Origin of the sequence: Paraburkholderia agricolaris, assembly GCF_009455635.1 — a bacterium.
GTDB classification, from domain to species: domain Bacteria; phylum Pseudomonadota; class Gammaproteobacteria; order Burkholderiales; family Burkholderiaceae; genus Paraburkholderia; species Paraburkholderia agricolaris.
On the sequence record NZ_QPER01000001.1, the window covers coordinates 3,169,458 to 3,184,745 of the forward strand.

At 66.6% G+C, this 15,288-nt stretch carries 11 protein-coding genes; 1 reads left to right on the forward strand and 10 read right to left on the reverse strand.

Annotated elements, in window-relative coordinates:
• Window positions 1–87: 87 nt before the first annotated feature.
• The gene (locus GH665_RS13960) at window positions 88–714 is read left to right on the forward strand and encodes a LysE/ArgO family amino acid transporter (RefSeq protein WP_153136358.1); all 627 of its coding nucleotides are present in this window, start codon (window positions 88–90) and stop codon (window positions 712–714) included.
• Window positions 715–764: 50 nt separating this feature from the next.
• Here GH665_RS13960 and GH665_RS13965 read toward each other — a convergent pair whose 3' ends face one another.
• The 10 genes from GH665_RS13965 to GH665_RS14010 form a co-directional block, all read right to left on the reverse strand.
• The gene (locus GH665_RS13965) at window positions 765–1,673 is read right to left on the reverse strand and encodes an alpha-amylase family protein (protein ID WP_153138460.1); all 909 of its coding nucleotides are present in this window, start codon (window positions 1,671–1,673) and stop codon (window positions 765–767) included.
• Window positions 1,666–3,198 carry an AMP-binding protein gene (locus GH665_RS13970; RefSeq protein ID WP_153136359.1) on the reverse strand — a complete coding sequence of 511 codons (1,533 nt, stop codon included), beginning with the start codon at window positions 3,196–3,198 and terminating at the stop codon, window positions 1,666–1,668. Before GH665_RS13970 ends, GH665_RS13965 begins: the two co-directional genes overlap by 8 nt.
• Window positions 3,199–3,205: 7 nt before the next feature.
• The gene (locus GH665_RS13975) at window positions 3,206–3,442 is read right to left on the reverse strand and encodes an acyl carrier protein (protein WP_030103466.1); all 237 of its coding nucleotides are present in this window, start codon (window positions 3,440–3,442) and stop codon (window positions 3,206–3,208) included.
• Window positions 3,443–3,475: 33 nt separating this feature from the next.
• Complete coding sequence (locus GH665_RS13980) at window positions 3,476–5,158, reverse strand: MBOAT family O-acyltransferase (protein WP_153136360.1); 1,683 nt, start codon at window positions 5,156–5,158, stop codon at window positions 3,476–3,478.
• Between the two features lie 5 nt (window positions 5,159–5,163).
• Complete coding sequence (locus GH665_RS13985) at window positions 5,164–6,486, reverse strand: alginate O-acetyltransferase AlgX-related protein (protein WP_153136361.1); 1,323 nt, start codon at window positions 6,484–6,486, stop codon at window positions 5,164–5,166.
• Window positions 6,486–7,514, reverse strand: a complete 1,029-nt coding sequence (locus GH665_RS13990; RefSeq protein ID WP_153136362.1) for an alginate O-acetyltransferase AlgX-related protein — start codon at window positions 7,512–7,514, stop codon at window positions 6,486–6,488. Before GH665_RS13990 ends, GH665_RS13985 begins: the two co-directional genes overlap by 1 nt.
• A gap of 83 nt (window positions 7,515–7,597) precedes the next feature.
• A complete protein-coding gene (locus GH665_RS13995) occupies window positions 7,598–8,299 on the reverse strand; it encodes an alginate O-acetyltransferase AlgF (RefSeq protein ID WP_153136363.1) in 702 nt (233 codons plus the stop codon).
• 15 nt (window positions 8,300–8,314) lie between these two features.
• Entirely contained in the window at window positions 8,315–10,867 is a 2,553-nt protein-coding gene (locus tag GH665_RS14000; RefSeq protein WP_153136364.1) for a bacteriophage N4 adsorption protein A, read from the reverse strand.
• Window positions 10,864–13,077 carry a glycosyl transferase family protein gene (locus GH665_RS14005; protein WP_153136365.1) on the reverse strand — a complete coding sequence of 738 codons (2,214 nt, stop codon included), beginning with the start codon at window positions 13,075–13,077 and terminating at the stop codon, window positions 10,864–10,866. Before GH665_RS14005 ends, GH665_RS14000 begins: the two co-directional genes overlap by 4 nt.
• Complete coding sequence (locus GH665_RS14010; RefSeq protein ID WP_153138462.1) at window positions 13,074–15,260, reverse strand: cellulose biosynthesis cyclic di-GMP-binding regulatory protein BcsB; 2,187 nt, start codon at window positions 15,258–15,260, stop codon at window positions 13,074–13,076. The genes GH665_RS14005 and GH665_RS14010 overlap by 4 nt, the downstream gene beginning before the upstream one ends.
• Window positions 15,261–15,288 lie beyond the last annotated feature (28 nt).

Below are 15,288 nucleotides of genomic sequence, written 5' to 3' on the forward strand. Positions count from 1 at the left end.
TAATCGGCATTAACTAAATTAGCTTCTCTTACGAGCAGCAAACCCGCAGACTAGCTTCGTTCGCTTCCCCCGTCTACTGGATTGACTATGAACTGGCTGTCTTTTTCCCATGGCGCCGCGCTATGCGCGTCACTGATCGTGACGATTGGCGCACAAAACGCCTTTGTGCTGCGTCAGGGCATCATGCGCTCGCACGTCGGCAAGATCGTCACGCTGTGCGCGCTGTCGGACTTCATTCTGATCGGCGCCGGTGTCGGCGGCGCATCGGTGCTGGTGGAACGCTATCCGGTCTTCGTCCACACCATGCTGTATGTCGGGCTCGCCTATCTGGCATGGTTCGGCATCAACGCGCTGCGCCGCGCGGTGCGGCCCGGCCACGCGGTGCTGGACGCCAATGCGGGCAGCGCCGCGGGAACGGCGCCAACCCAGCGCGCAATGCCGATCATTCTGATGACGCTGGCCTTCACGTGGCTCAATCCGCACGTGTATCTCGACACCTTCCTGCTGATCGGCACGGCGGGCGCGCGTGAACCCGACGGCGCACGGGTGGCGTTCGCACTCGGCGCGATGGCGGTGAGCGGGGTCTGGTTTATCGGTCTGGGTTACGGTGCGCGTGCGCTCGCGCCGCTGTTTCGGCGGGCTACGGCGTGGCGCGTGCTGGATGGCGCGATCGGCAGCATGGTGCTGCTGCTGGCGGTGACGCAGTTGCGCTAACGCCGGATCGGCAGGCGCTTGACTTCCTGCGCGCCGGCCGGCCCAGCGCCCTACTTCTGCGCCTGCTGCATACCCAGCAGATCCTGCACGAGCTGGTCCGACACATAATGCGGTCCGTCGAACAGATAGGTCCGGTAACCGCGATACGCCAGCAATTGCGGCGACAGTTCAGCAGCCGTCGCGGCGCGGAACGCACCGTTTTGAGCCGGACGGAACGCCTCGGCAATGATCCGCACACGGTCCTTGCCGAGCCGCGCGGCCAGCGCGTCCGCATACTCACGCGCAGCCGCCGGGCCGCGTGCATAAACACCGCAGCCGTCCTGCAGAAACACGCCGACATCCTTCGGCAGCCAGCCGTCCAGCCACGCCGCCAGCGCCTGACCGCCGATATTCGAATTGTCGTAGACACTGATCCACAGCGGCCGCGGCAGCTTGTCGAGTAAAGGCGCGAGCGTGACGGCGTCTTTCCAGGTCGGATCGACTTCAACCGGAAAATAGTAACCGTCGATGTGGACTGCCGGCCGCACGGCGGCCAACTGCTTCGATTGCTCGACCAGTTGCGCCGCTTGCGCGCGGGCCGTGGTTTCGTCGAAGCGTCCGGCGAGACCGACGATCACATTGCGCGCCCACGGCTCGCCGCCAATCCGGGTCCAGTCCGGCAGACGCTGGGCCGTTTGCATCGTAGTGCCGGGCAGAAACGAAATGTCGTCCACCGCGGTCCATTGCACCAGCAGATCCGTCACGCCGAGACGATTCCAGTCGCCATGCGGATTGACATGATCTTCGTCGATCTGCCAGACCACGCCTTGCGCCAACGCGGCGGCGTCGGCCGAACCCGGTGCCGAGCAGCCGTACAGCAGCGCCGAGAGCGCCACGTTGGCGCCCGCGGCGAGCAGTGCACGGCGGCGCGGCGAGACCGGCTCGCCGGTCTGGACCGGAACGTCGTGCGAATTACCCATTGTGCTGCCGCTGTGCCTTGAGATGAATGTCACGATAATCCTGAGCAAGTTGCGCGCGGTCGATCTTGAAGTTGACCGATACCGGCAAGCTCCGGCACGCGAGCAATTCTGACGGGATCATATACGACGGCAGGCGCGTGGCCAGCAGCGCCTTCCAGTCGTGCAGCGCGTCGGGCAGGCGGCCGTCGTCGCTGCCGGTCGCCACGAACGCGACGATCCGCGCAACCGAGCCATCCGGGCGCCGCAGCGGCACAGCGGCGGCACTCGCCGCGCCAGGCAGCGCACGCAGGCCCGCATCGATCTCCATCAACTCGATCCGGTAACCACCCATCTTGATCTGATCGTCGATACGCCCGTGGCAAAACAGCAGGCCGTCCGCATCGACCGCGCCCAGATCGCCGGTGCGAAACGCCCGTTCGCCGTGACGGGTGAACATGCGCGCCGCGTTCAGGTCCGCGCGATTCAGATAGCCGCGCATCACGTGCGCGCCGGCAATGCACAACTCGCCGTCATCGACGAACACCTCGGCGTCGCGCTTGGCGCGGCCAATCGGCAGGCGCGCGTGATGGGCCAGCACCGCATCGTCGACGACGATCCAGGTGGTCGCCACGGTCGCTTCGGTCGGTCCATAGGTGTTGATGATCCGTGCGGCCGGAAACCGCTGGCGAAGTTGCCGCGCGAGCGCGACCGGCAGCACTTCGCCGCAGAACAGGAAGGTGGTGAGTGCCGGCAAGCCCTCCTGAGAGAACTGCGGATTGAGCAACTGCTGCTGCGCGAACGACGGTGTCGACACCCAGGTCGTCACGCCGTGCCGTGCGAGGCTGGCAAGCAAGGCCACGCCCTGCGCGGTCAGTGCGCGTGAAGCGAGAACTACGGTGCCGCCGAGCGCAAGCGTGCCGAACACTTCGTACATCGACAGATCGAAGCTGAACGGCGCCTGGTTCAGAAACACCGGCGCAGCGCCGAGTTCGAAGTCGGCCGCCATCCAGTCCGCCAGCGCGGCCACGCTTTCGCGGCCGATCTGCACGCCCTTCGGCTCGCCGGTTGTGCCGGAGGTGAACAGTACGTACGCGAGATTTTTCTCGTGCAAGGCGGGTGCCGCCGACGCCGATGCCGATGCCGATGCCGATGCCGATGCTGAAGCTGAAGCCGAAGCAACCGGTTCCGCGCCGTGCCCACTCAAACTCACGAAGCGGCCAGCCTGCGCGTCGAAGTAAGTCCGCGCGCCGAGCGTGCTCGCGATGCGCCGCATCCGTTCATCCGGGTAGATTGTGTCGACCGGCACGAACGGCGCGCCGAGCAGCAACGCCCCCGCCATCGCCACAAAGAATCCCGCTTCCTTGTGGCCGCGCACGAGCACCGGCACATCCGCGGCAAAACCGTGCGCGCGCGCCTGTGCGGCCCATGCGTGTGCCTGCTCCGCCAACTCGTGCCAGCGCAGCGCGCGATCGGCGCCGATCACCGCCCACGCGTCGGCGCGCACATCGGTATCGACAAAGCGGCTTGTGCCCAGATCGAATCGCATGATGCGCCTACCGATTGGCGGCAATGAACGCGCTCAGCGCATTCACGGATGCCAGATGCTCGGCGATCTCGGTGGGCGGAATGCGCACGCCGAATTGCATCTCGACGCCCATCACGATTTCGACGGCCAGCACCGAATCGACCAACCCCGTTTCGAGCAGCAACTCATCATCGCGCACGAGGCGCAGTACGACGGATTCGACCAGCGCCGCTACGTCGGCGTGCAGTGTTTCGTTTTGAGTCATGGTGGTGTCCTTGTGCAAAGGTCGTTACGGCAATCAGAACTGGAAATAGAGAAAACGCACTTCGCCGTGCAACTGCGCGACGCAGAATACGAGCACCCCAAGCATCGCGACCGTCCAGCGCAGCGACGGCCGCCATGTCAGCGCAGCGGGCAGCCCCTCGGCCGCGCGTTCGAGCGCCGGCGAGAAACGGCCCATCAGTTGATGTGAATTCGGCGTGCACCAGACAATCGCCAGTAACGCGGCGATCTGCAAGGCAAGCGTCGAGCGGCCCGCGACCAGATGCAGCCACTCGCCAAAGCCGATGTTTGCCGTGCCCCATGCGGGCCAGTCGAGTGCTTCGATGCCGTGCAGCCCCGCCATGCCCTGCAGTAAGGCGAGCGCATCGCCAACGCCATGAGCGCGGAAAAACGCAAACGCGACCAGCGCGGCCACGAAGGTCAGCAACACGTTGCCTGCATGGCGAACGCGCGCCCTGAAGCGCATCGCGAATGCCACCGAATTTCGTGGCGATCCCGCCGTCTGTGCCGATCCCGCCGCTGTCCCCGCTGCCGCGCCCCCGGCCGCCGGCGCGGGCGCAGCCGCCGCCCGCCACGCGCGATAAGCGTGGTTCACGGTGAGATACGACGCATGCAGCAAGCCGTAGATCAGATACTGCAGGCCCGCGCCGTGCCAGATGCCGGCCAGCGCCATCGTGTAGAACGTCGGCACGGCGACCGTCGACAGAAAGCCACGCGTCGAACGTTGCGCGAGACGGCCGATCGGCAGGCCCCGCAGCGCACGGCTGCGATTGATCCGCATCGCCATCGGGTAATAGAGGTAGGCCGTGAGGTAACGCGTGAGCGTCATGTGCCAGCGCTGCCAGAAATCGATGATGCTGGCCGCCTTGAACGGCGAATTGAAGTTCAACGGAAAGCGCACACCGAACATTTTCGCGAGACCCACGGCCATATCCGAGTAGCCGGAGAAATCGAAGTAAAGTTGCAGCGCATAGGCGAGGCAGGTACCCCACGCCGCCAGCCACTGCAATTCGTGCGGCGCGGCAAATCCGGCGTCGGCGAACGGCGCGATGGTGTCGGCGAACAGCACCTTCTTCGCGAGACCGATGGTGAACACGAACGCACCAATCGAGAGATTCTCAGCGCGCAGCTTGTACGTGGCCGGCTGCGCGAACTGCGTCATCATTTCCTTGTGATGCAGGATCGGCCCCGCGATCAGATGCGGAAAGAACGTGACGAATTGCACGTAGCCAAGCGGGTCGCGCTCCTTGACGATCCCCGCATTGCAGTCGAGCAGATAGCCGATCTGAGTGAAGGTAAAGAACGACACGCCGAGCGGCAGGATCACGTCCTGCATGCCGTGCGCGAGCCAATCGGCAGGCGCCACGCCACTTGCGTGCACGAGCGCGGTAAGCAGCGTCGCCAGATATTTGTAGCGCACCAGCAATGCGAGATCGGCGGCAATCGCAAGGCCCAACAGCCAGCGGCGCCGTGCCGACTGCGCGGGCGCCGCGACGATCGCACAACTCATCGCATAGTTGAACACGATCGACGCCACCAGCAAGCCGACGAACGCCGGATTCCACCAGCCGTAGAACACGATCGACGCACCGCACAGCCACGCCGCCGCGGCACGCGGCATGCGTTGGCCGAGCAGGTAGTAGCCGGCCAGCGCGGGCGGCAGGAACAGCGTGAGGAAGATAAAGGAATTGAATAGCATCGCGCTCAGTCCTGCTTCGCTGGTGCGGCAACGGGGTTGACAGGCATCGCAGCGTTGGCGGCCGTTGCTGCGGCAGCCGTTGCTGCGGCAGCCGATGCTGTGGCAGCCAACGCTGCGGCAGGCGTCGGCGCTACGCCCTCGACCGGCATCGACAGCGCGTCTTCTGACATTTCCCAGACCACCACGCGCACACTCTTCGGCCAGTTGGCGCGCTCGCGCCAGATCGCCTGCAAGGCACGGTCGAACTGACCGTCGTCGAGACTAACGTTCCAGACTTCGCGGCCAAGCTGCTCGCCCAGGCGCTCGGCAAACGCGCTGCGGCGCGAGAACGAACTGCCCGCAAGCAGCACGTCGGCCGCCGGCCCGTCGTCGAGCAGACCACCGCTGCGTTGAGCCTGCAAGGTTTCTTCCGCGACGACGTCAGGCGCCGGCCGCCAGGCGTCCGGCACGTCGTTCAGGTTCGCGAGCGTCAGCAGATCGCCGACCCGCGGCGCGGGTTGCGCCGTCGCATGCGTGAATTTTGTCTCTCCGGGTGTGCCGAGCAAGGGCAACACCGCCGCGCCGACCACCTGGGCGGCGGCTTGCGCGCCTTGCGCATTCCAGTGCACATCGGTGCGGAAAAACGCCGGACGCGCGGCTTGCAGGGCCGGCAGCAATTCGACGTGCGTGACCTTGCTCGCAGTCAGCGCACGGTTCCAGACGTTCAGACGCTGCGTCATCCGCGCGTCCTGGCGCAGCCCGCACAGCGCCTCGCTTTCCGCGCGCGCCTTGTCGGGCACCGTCACGACCACCAGTTGAATTCCGGCGCCGCGCAGTGCATCCGCATAACGATGCAGCGTGGCAATGCGCGCATCGGTCAACGCATCGCCACCGTCGGCGCGTTCGACGGGATCATGGCCCGCCTGCACCGGCGCGCGCAAACCGTCCGCATAGAATAGCCTGCCGGGGCAACCCTCGCGCACCTGCTGCCCGAGGTCGCCGAACAGGCGGTAGCGCGCCGCCGCCTGCCAGCGGTGCAGCGAGCGCGCGTACGGCACGTCGATTGCGCGGTCGAGTTTGTGGCCGAGGCTGCCGTCGCGCCAGCCACGCAGATCGAATGCCGCGCCGTTGCGCGACTGCACGACCAGCGAAGTCACTGCGCCAGCACAACCGAGGCCGAGCAGCAGCGCGATCAGCCACGCGATGCGCCGATGCGCGCGCGCGAGCGGCAGCGCGAGCTCCGCCGCCGCTCCCGTCTGAGCGTGCGCGGTGGCGCCCTCTCTCGCCGGCGTGCCTGCCGCCGTGCGTTCAGCCGCGCGTTCCGCCGGGCGTCCGACTGACTCGCTCATCAGGTCACAGCCTTGCTCAGGCGCGCGAGAAACGCATCGTCGGCCATCACCGACGCCGCGTCCCATTGACCTGCCGCGCTCGGCAGATTCATCATCTGCCCTTCGTTGAATTGCCAGACGATCGCTTGCGGCGGATTGGCCTTGAACTCGGGCGACTCCAGATAGTTGAGCAACGTCTTCCACGGGCCGGTGTCGCCGAAGGTCCACGTCAAACCGACCTGGCGATCGATCGCGTTCGAGAGCTTCTGCGGAAAACCGAGGTACGGCTGCACCATGCTGTTGCCGACCACCTGCACGACCGGCGGACCGCTATCGACGAGACCCGGCGACGCCACCACCGTGCGCACGATGAAGTGATCCTTGCCGACCGCCTTCTTGCGCTCCGGCGGCAACAAGGCCGCAAGATCGCCATAGCGGACTTCCTCGTTCCATGCGCCGAGCCGGCTCCCTGCACCCGCCGCGCCCTTCAGCGGACCGGCCGAGACCAGGCGTTCGGCGACGCGCGCCGCGACCGCTTCGGCGGAATGGCCGCTCCAGTGGTAGTCGGCGCGAATGTACTTTTCCTGTGCCGGGTCGACTGCGGCAATGGCTGCGTCACCATCGACGATCTGCAGGCCGAGCGAATCGGCATGCGCGCGAATCGCGGCATAGCGCCCCGCGACACCCGCGGACAATGCGGTGCCGTCCGGCAGATTCTCCGGGCAAGAACGGGCTTTCAGCGGTGCGATCACGATCACACTGCGAATGCCGCGCGCCGAGAGTTTGTCCGTCGCCTGACGAATCAGATCGACGGCTTTCAGACAGGCGGGCGTCGCGTCGTCGGTGAGACTCTCCCAACCGGGATAGAGCCACAGATTGCGGCCTTCGATCACACTGGTCGATGCCGCGGCGAATGCACGGCGCGGCAGCAGCGACAGCGCGCCGCCAAGCGGCGCCGCGGCCAGTGCGAGCAGCAAACGGCGGCGCACGCCGTTGAGCGGTTCCGGTTGGGCAGATGCCTGGATGAACGAACGGCTGGAGTCGGTCATTGTGTTGGGTCCCCGTGATTTATGTGAAGCGTGTGATGCAGGTGCAGCGGCAAGCAAAGCAGGAGGCAAACCGCGCGCGGCGATCAATTCGCGGCGGGCGGCCACGCCAGTGCATCGCGCGCGCCGCTCAAGACCGGTTTGGCCGCATCGCCGGTGACGAACAGGCTATAGCTGTCGCCGGCTGCGAGCGCCGGCAGCGGCAGCGCCGCGCTGGCCGCCGCGCCGCACTGCCCCACCAGTTTCGCGCTGACCGGATTGATGGCACGCGCGTCCTGCGCGCCCGCGGCCACCTGCGCGAACACCGTCGGGCCGTTGCCGTCCACACCGATCTTCGCGCTGCAACCGGACGCGAAATTAAACGCACGCAAGGTCGCCTTCAAACCGTCGACGCGCTCATAGCGGCCGACGATCCGCGTCGCATGCCAGCCCTTCGCGTCATGACGCAGCGCGACGGTGACGGCGTCGCCTGCGCCGGCTGCCGCATTAGCCGTGGCCTCGGCGACGGCCTTGCCGTCGGCCGTCACGCGCGCCGGCGTGCCCGGCGTCAGCACGCTGAAGCGCGTGACGGCGCCCGGTGCCAGCGTCTGCGGCGCTTCGCTGCCGGCGAGCGCGACGTGCACCGCTTGCGACGATGCGTTCAACACGCGCAGATACGACGCGTTGGCGGGCGGTTGCGGTCCATACAGGCTCGCGACGTCGTCCGCCGCTGCGTGCGCCACGCCGGCCGACAGCAGCGCCGCCAGAAAAACTGCTGTCCTCGAATACCCCAAGCTATTTTTTTTCATTTGATCCGTCCGGATTCAATACGAGTAAATCGCGCCGAAGAACACCCCGCGCGCGCGATCGTCGCCGCTAATCTTCCAGCGGTACTGCACCGACAGATCGACATACGAGCGCGGCGAGTCGTATTTGCTGTCGCGGAACCAGTAACGCGTCGAAATCCCCACCCCCGCGCCGAGCGGAATGCTGTGGTCGATGCTCGAGTCGTAGTCCGCGCCGATCACCGCATACGGGAACACGGTCCACTTCGGGCTATAGCGATCCATGCGGTAGGTGCGCCCCACTTCGAGATTGGTGGTCGCATAGACCGACCCCGCGTTCAGATAGGTGCCGGTCTCGGCATAGATCTGCGCGGTCCACCATGAAGGCACGTCGACCCGCCGCTCGATGCCGTAACCGCCCGAATACGCGAGCCGTGCGAGCCAGTCGGGATTCACCTGCGAGCCGATCGGAATGATCCGTTCGAAGGCGACGATCGCGTCGATCTGCGAGAACGGCTTGGCGCGCGCGCCAATAGTGGCCTGCAGGGTATCCACGCCGCTCGCGCCGCCGTTCTTCACGCCGAAACTCTCGTAGCCGCGTGCGTAGAGTTCGAACATCCGGTCGCCGAGACTGCCGAACGGACGCCAGTAGGCTTCCACGCCCGCCTGCCAGTTGTTCGACGTGCCCGGTGTCGGCGACGACGCATAGCCCGGCTGCATGCCCGCGCCGCGATAATTCATCGACGCGTCGAAGCCCCAGTTGCGGGTGGCTTCGGCGTGCGCGCTGCGCATCTCGTTCAGTTGCGCGGGGGTGGCCGGCGGGGTGTCGTCGCCCGGTTTGGCGCTCGCGTCGATCGCGCGTTCGAAGTACTGCGCGGCTTCGCGGTTGCGGTACGCGTTCACGGCCGAATAGCCGGCGTCGGCGTAGGCGCTGGCCGGCATCGTGCCGGCCTTGTCGGCCATGCTGAAACGCTGGAACGCGACCTTGTTGTTGCCGGCCCGTTGTGCGATGTACGCGGCGCTCAGGTCCGGCATCGCGTCGAGCATGCCGGCGTCGATCATCTTTTGCGCTTCGCGCGACGCGGCGGAGTCGTTACCGGCCGTGCTGAGCGCGTTGATCAGTTCGACCCGGTGCTGCGGATCGTCCGGCGCGGCTTTGACCGCTTCGCGTGCGTAGCCGACCGCGCCGGCCTTGTCGTTTGCAGCGGCTGCGGTGGCCGCGGCGCGTGCCGCGGCGAAGCCGCGATCGGCGGCGTATACATCGCAGCTGGCGCCGAACTGATCGACCACGCAGTCGATCACGGGACGGTGCGCCGGGTCGATTTGCGTGGCTGGAGCGAGTGAATCGGTCGACGCGGTTGAAGCGGTTGCGGTGCTCGAAGCATTCGCCGCAACGGCCGGCGCATGCGCCAGCAACCGCCGCGCCTGCGCACGGCGCAGCGCGATCGGCGGATCAGTGTCGTCGCCATTCATCTTAAGCGGCGCGAGCAGATCGAGCGCGCGCTGCGGCTGTCCTTCGGCGATCCATACGTCGGCGATGATCACGCGCGCCACGCGCTTGTTGCGCTGCGTCGCATCGTTGGCCTGCAACGCTCTCGCGAAATCCGCCTCGGCGTCCGCCGTCTTGCCCTGAGCGGCCAGCACGTAGCCACGCAGCGCGAGCGGCATGATTTCCGTATCGTCGGCGGCAATCGCGTCGCTCGCCGCGGCTTGCACGCCCGGCAGATCGTTCGCGGCGAACAACACGTCCATCAACTGGATGCGGTAGCCAACCTGATCCGGCGCATAGGCGACCGTCTCGCGCGCGAGCGTGGCAGCCTGCGTGTAGTCGCCCTTCCTGAACGCCTCATACGACGCAGCGGACGACTTCGGCGCCAGACGGTTGCCGATGAAGCTGCGCCTCAAGCGCAGTTCGTCGGTGTCGCCGAAGCGCTTGCTTGCGTCGAGATCGGCGTTCCATGCTTGGGTATCCTGACCGGCCGCGCTCGCCGCATCGATCAGCAACAGCCGCAGGCGCAGCAAGTCGGGACGCAGCGAGATCGCCTCGTTCGCGTACTTGACGGTGCCCGCAAAATCCTTCGCCGCGTACGCTTTGTAGGCCTGCTGCGCGGCCGTCAACGCGGCGCCGGTCAGCACGTCCGGATCGGCCGGCTGCTGGCGGCCCGCGCGTGCCACTGCGCGGGTCGACACGTTCAGCGCGTCGATCTGCTTGCGACGCGAGACCAGCGCCGGATCGCGGCCGATCTGCGCAATCGCGTCGCCGAGCGAGCGGCTTGCTTCGCTATAGCGGCGCAGCGCGGCGAGCGAGTTGGCGAGCAGCACCCGCAGCGACACGACGTCGGGGCGCTGGCGGATCGCCTCGCGTGCTCGCGCCACCGCGCCGGTGTAGTCGCCGCGCTCATAGGCGGCGTATGCGGCCTGCGCCACCCGGTAGGCGGCGCCGCTCAACGGCAGCGTGTTCTGTCCGGATGCGGCCGGCTGCGGCGTGGCCGCCGTGCTCTGCCCATAGGCTGTCGCGCCGCTCAGGCACAATGCGCCCGTCACCGTTGCAGCGGCAACGGCACGCAAGCTGAAGAAAAATGAATCGCTCATTCGGATGCCGCCAGAGCGCCCTGCAGGCGGCGCTGTTGCTGGATTACGTTCTCGAGTGCGGCACGCGAGATCACGCCGCGCGCCACCATGTAGTCGCCGATACGGCCGTGTCGATCCGGGCGGTAGTCCTGCATGGCTGCCTCGAAGGCTTCACGGCGCACGTGGCCATGCTCGATCAGCAGATCGCCGATCAACGGCACGCCGCGTGCCGGCACGGAACCTGCCGCGTCGCCTGGCAACGCACCTGCCGACGCACCTTCCACCGTGCTCCCCGACTCGACCTCGCCCGCCGGCGCTGCGGTTCCAACGCCGCGCAACACGCGCAGGCCCGCCGCGATCTCGCCCTCACGGACGATCTGCTGGGTGACCGGTCCCTTGATCAGCGCGCTCAGTTCCGCGACCGCCGTCTCGGCAAGCGGACTCGCGGTCAGCAAAATCGTGCGGCCATTCGCGGCGTCGATCTGCGGCAATACGCGATGGCGCACGATCGCGTCGAGCGGCAGGCGCTCCGCGTCGTCCTTGATGCGTTCAAGCATCACATGGCCACGCGGCAAATCCGCCTGGAAGGCAATCGCTTCCGCGAGGGTCTCCTCGTCGAGCCAGCCCTTGGCCATCAGCACGCGGCCAAGCGGCGCCTCACGCGCATGGCTTTCGCCGAGCGCCTGTTCGAGCTTGTCCGGATCAATGGCTTGCCACGACAGCAGCAATTCGCCCAGACGCTGGCGGCGGTTGTTGAAGCCGTCGGCGGAGGGAAAGTCGTGCATGGTCTTGTCCCATGCCAGACGCTTGCCCGTCACGAGGTGCGTGAGGAACATTTTCCACGCACGCGAAACAGCCATGAAGTTGATGAAGTTACCCACCACCATGCGCGGCACGGACAGCACGCCGTGCTCCCAACCGTACAGACGCGTCACGAAGTAGATCCGCTGCGCGACGCGCAACAGCAATGCGCAGCCGTTGGCCCATAACAGCGCTTGCAGCCACGGCGAATCGGAGAACGGCGAAGCGATCAGGTCCGGCATCCAGCCGAGCAGTTCGGCGCCGGCGAAGAGCAGGAACTGGATCACCAGCCCATACGCGATGATGCCGACGAACGCGGTAACGATCCCCTTGCGGTCGCGGAACAGCAGATAGCGATTGGCGAGCGAGCCGGTCCAGCCGGTCTGCTTCCAGCCTTGCAAGCCGATGCCGAGCGTCCAGCGCGCACGCTGCCGGTAGGCGGTGCGGAAGGTATCGGGGAAGAATTCGCGCACGCACAGCGGCATCGTCACGGTGATGTCGCGCTCCTTGCCCAGGCCGAACCACGCCTTGCGGCGCGTTGCGAATTGCACCGGAAAGCGCGCGAAAATCGACTGCATCCCCATCTTGCCCAGGCGCGCGCCGACGTCGTAGTCCTCAGTCAGGCTTTCGGTATTGAACGGCTGGTTATCGGTTTCGGCGATCAGCGCGAGCAACGCGCGGCGCGAGAAGCACGTGCCTACCCCAGCGGACGGCACCGAGCCCACCAGGCTCTCGCGCACCACCAGGTCTTTCGCGTGCCATTCGGCGAACTCGTCCATATAGGTGCCGGCCACGAGTTCGAACCAGTTGCGCTCGAGCGAGGCGACCGGCAACTGGATCATGTCCTTGCGCGGCAACAGATAGTTGAAAAAGCGCAGCTCAACCGGATGCAGCACGTCTTCGCTATCGTGCAGCACCACGCCGGCGAATTCGATGCCGGCCTCACCCTCGTACTTGAAGATCGCCTGAATCACCCAGTTCAGACAGTCCGCCTTGCAGGTCGGACCGTCATGCGGCACTTCCACGCGACGCAACTGCTTGTAGCGGCGGCGCATCCGTTCGACTTCGGCGATGGTCTGCGGGTCGTTCTGATAGGTGCCGACGAACACCACATAGTTGCGGTAGTCCATCACCCGCACCATGTCCTCGATCATCGCCGCGACCACGTCGTACTCGTGCCACGCGGGCACCATGATCGCGATCGGCTGCTCGTCGCGCTGATACAGCTGCGCGCTGGTAAGCGGCTTGTAGGTGCGCTGCACCGTGAAGCGGCGATAGATCGTTCGGGTCCAGTACCAAGCGTCGATGAACAGATCGTCGATGCTGGATAGCAGAATGATGAACGCCACCAGCGCCGCGACGTATTCGAGCCCCAGGTAGTAGTGGGCTACCGCGTAGCCCGCATACCATTTGATCAGCGCGATGCTCACGACTTGTCCTTATTCCTGCGGCGCGCCACGTTGGCGACCAGCAGCAATACGATCAGCAAGCCGACGAGCGCGGCCGGGATGCCCCAGCGTACCCAGTTCTGCATGAACCACGGACCTTGCACGTCGTCCGCGTCGACCACTTCGCCCGGATGACGCGTATCGAACTGGCGCAGCGTACCGCTGCCGTCGACAATCGCCACATCGCCACGCGAGAGTTGCAACGATGCAGGCAGCACCGCCGCCGTATCCCCCACCGTGCGATACGCGATGCCCGAAACGCTGCCCGACTTCACCGCTTCGATCACGCCGACGCGGTTCAGACCCGACACGTCCGCGAGGACCTTGCCGGATGCATCGGTCAGCGACAGGCGGTCTTTCGACAACCGTGCGAGGCTCTTCTCATCGGCGAGCGCGACGTCGGCCGCGAGGAAGGCGCCCTTCGGGTTCACCGCTTCGCCGTCACGGGCGACGCTGAAGGCTGCGCCCGTCGGCGAAATGCCGCTTGCGTTCGCCAGTCGCGCGACGCGCGGCAGTGCTTGCGTGGGATCGTTCAGGTACGCGGCCGGCACCAGCACATTCGCTTCCGACGCGAAACGCGCGACCATGCCGGTGAAATCGTCGCCGATCTTCGCATCGGTGAGCGTCAGGTGACTGCTCGGCAATACGGCAATCGGATGGCCCTGGCTACGCGGCTGGCAGCCGCCTTCCGGCTGACGCTGGAACACCACGCGCAGCAGATTGTTCGGCGCCAGCGCGTAGTGCGGCACGCGCGCGGTGATGCGCTGCGGCTTGCCGTTGGCGTTCAGCAACTGCGAGCCGATCAGCACGTCGTTGAAATAGATCGAGGCGGTCTGCGCCGTGTTGTTCAAGGTCGGCGATGCGGCCACGTCGAGAACCACGCTGCCCGGCAGCTTGCCGTTGCCCGACACCGCGCCCAGATCGAAATTCGCGTCCCAGGTGGCGCGGCCTTGCACGTCGAGCGTGCGCGGCAGGCCGCCCAGCAGCGACAACGCGATTTCGTCGCCGCGCGTGTTCGGCGCGGTGTCGATCTGATGCACCACGAGACGGCTGGTCACGTCGATCGGACGCCACGTGCGCGCGAGAATCGCCACGCCGTCGTTATCGCCGACCACGATTGCGGTTTGGCCGCCGAGGTGGGCAAGGCGCACTTCGCCCGAAACGAGCGGCTTCGCGATCGGATCGATCGCGCGGGCACGCCATGCGTCGAACGCGTCGGCAGCACCAGGGGCCGCGCCGACAACCTGTTCGCGCAACGCATCGAGCGACGTCTTCAGCGTGTTGCGCAGCGTGTCGTCGGCGACGATCACGTCCGGCGCGAATGCCGGGCGCGGTGTCAGTGCGACCAGGGCGCCCGCTTCCGCCGGATTCGCCAGCTTGTGCGAACCGCCCGTGGCCAGCGCGGCGAAGGCCGGCACCGCGCGCAGCGGCGCCGGCACCTCGATATCGCTCAGGTCGACTGTGTCGCCTACCACCGGCCACGTCCGCGTGACCGGCGTGCGGCCTTCGCGTTGCAGCAGCGCTTCGACGCGCCAGCCTGCATCGAACGCCGGTGCGCCCACCGTGCGCGCGCCGAGCATCACCACCGGTTTGGTCGGCAAGGCGCCCCACGCGCTGCGCAGATCGACAATCGCGTCCGGATCGTAGCGATAGGTCAGGCGCGAAGTCGGCGCGATGCGCCAGACGTTGCCGATCGCGGTCTGATCGGTACAGATGTTATCGCTCAGCACCGACGACCAGTCGAGACCCACGCGCACGAAACCGCTCGGCCGTGCCGCGCCGTCCACGCCGAGACTCACGGACGCATCGCCCTGGTCCTGCGTTGGGGTGCGCGAGAGTACCGGCGAGCCGTCGAGCGACACCAGCATGGTCGTGCGGCCGCCGTTACCGCGCAGATAGCTGCCGTCGATCTGCAAGGCCGCATCGCTCAAGGGCACGCCGGCCGGCACCGGCAGATACAACTCCTGACGCCCGTCCGGCGCACGCAGCACGACCGGATCGCGCATGCCCAGTTCCGCCAGCGACACCGTGCGCGTCGCGAGCCGGCCGCTGCCGAGCTGCGCGAAGCTGCCGGCGACATCGGCCGGCTGTTGGGCATAGGCCGTCGACGCCAGCAACAGCAGCGCGGCAAGAGCGTTCAGGTGAGGGTGCGCCAGGCGGCGCATGGGCGAATTGGTGGTCACGTTGTCTTGT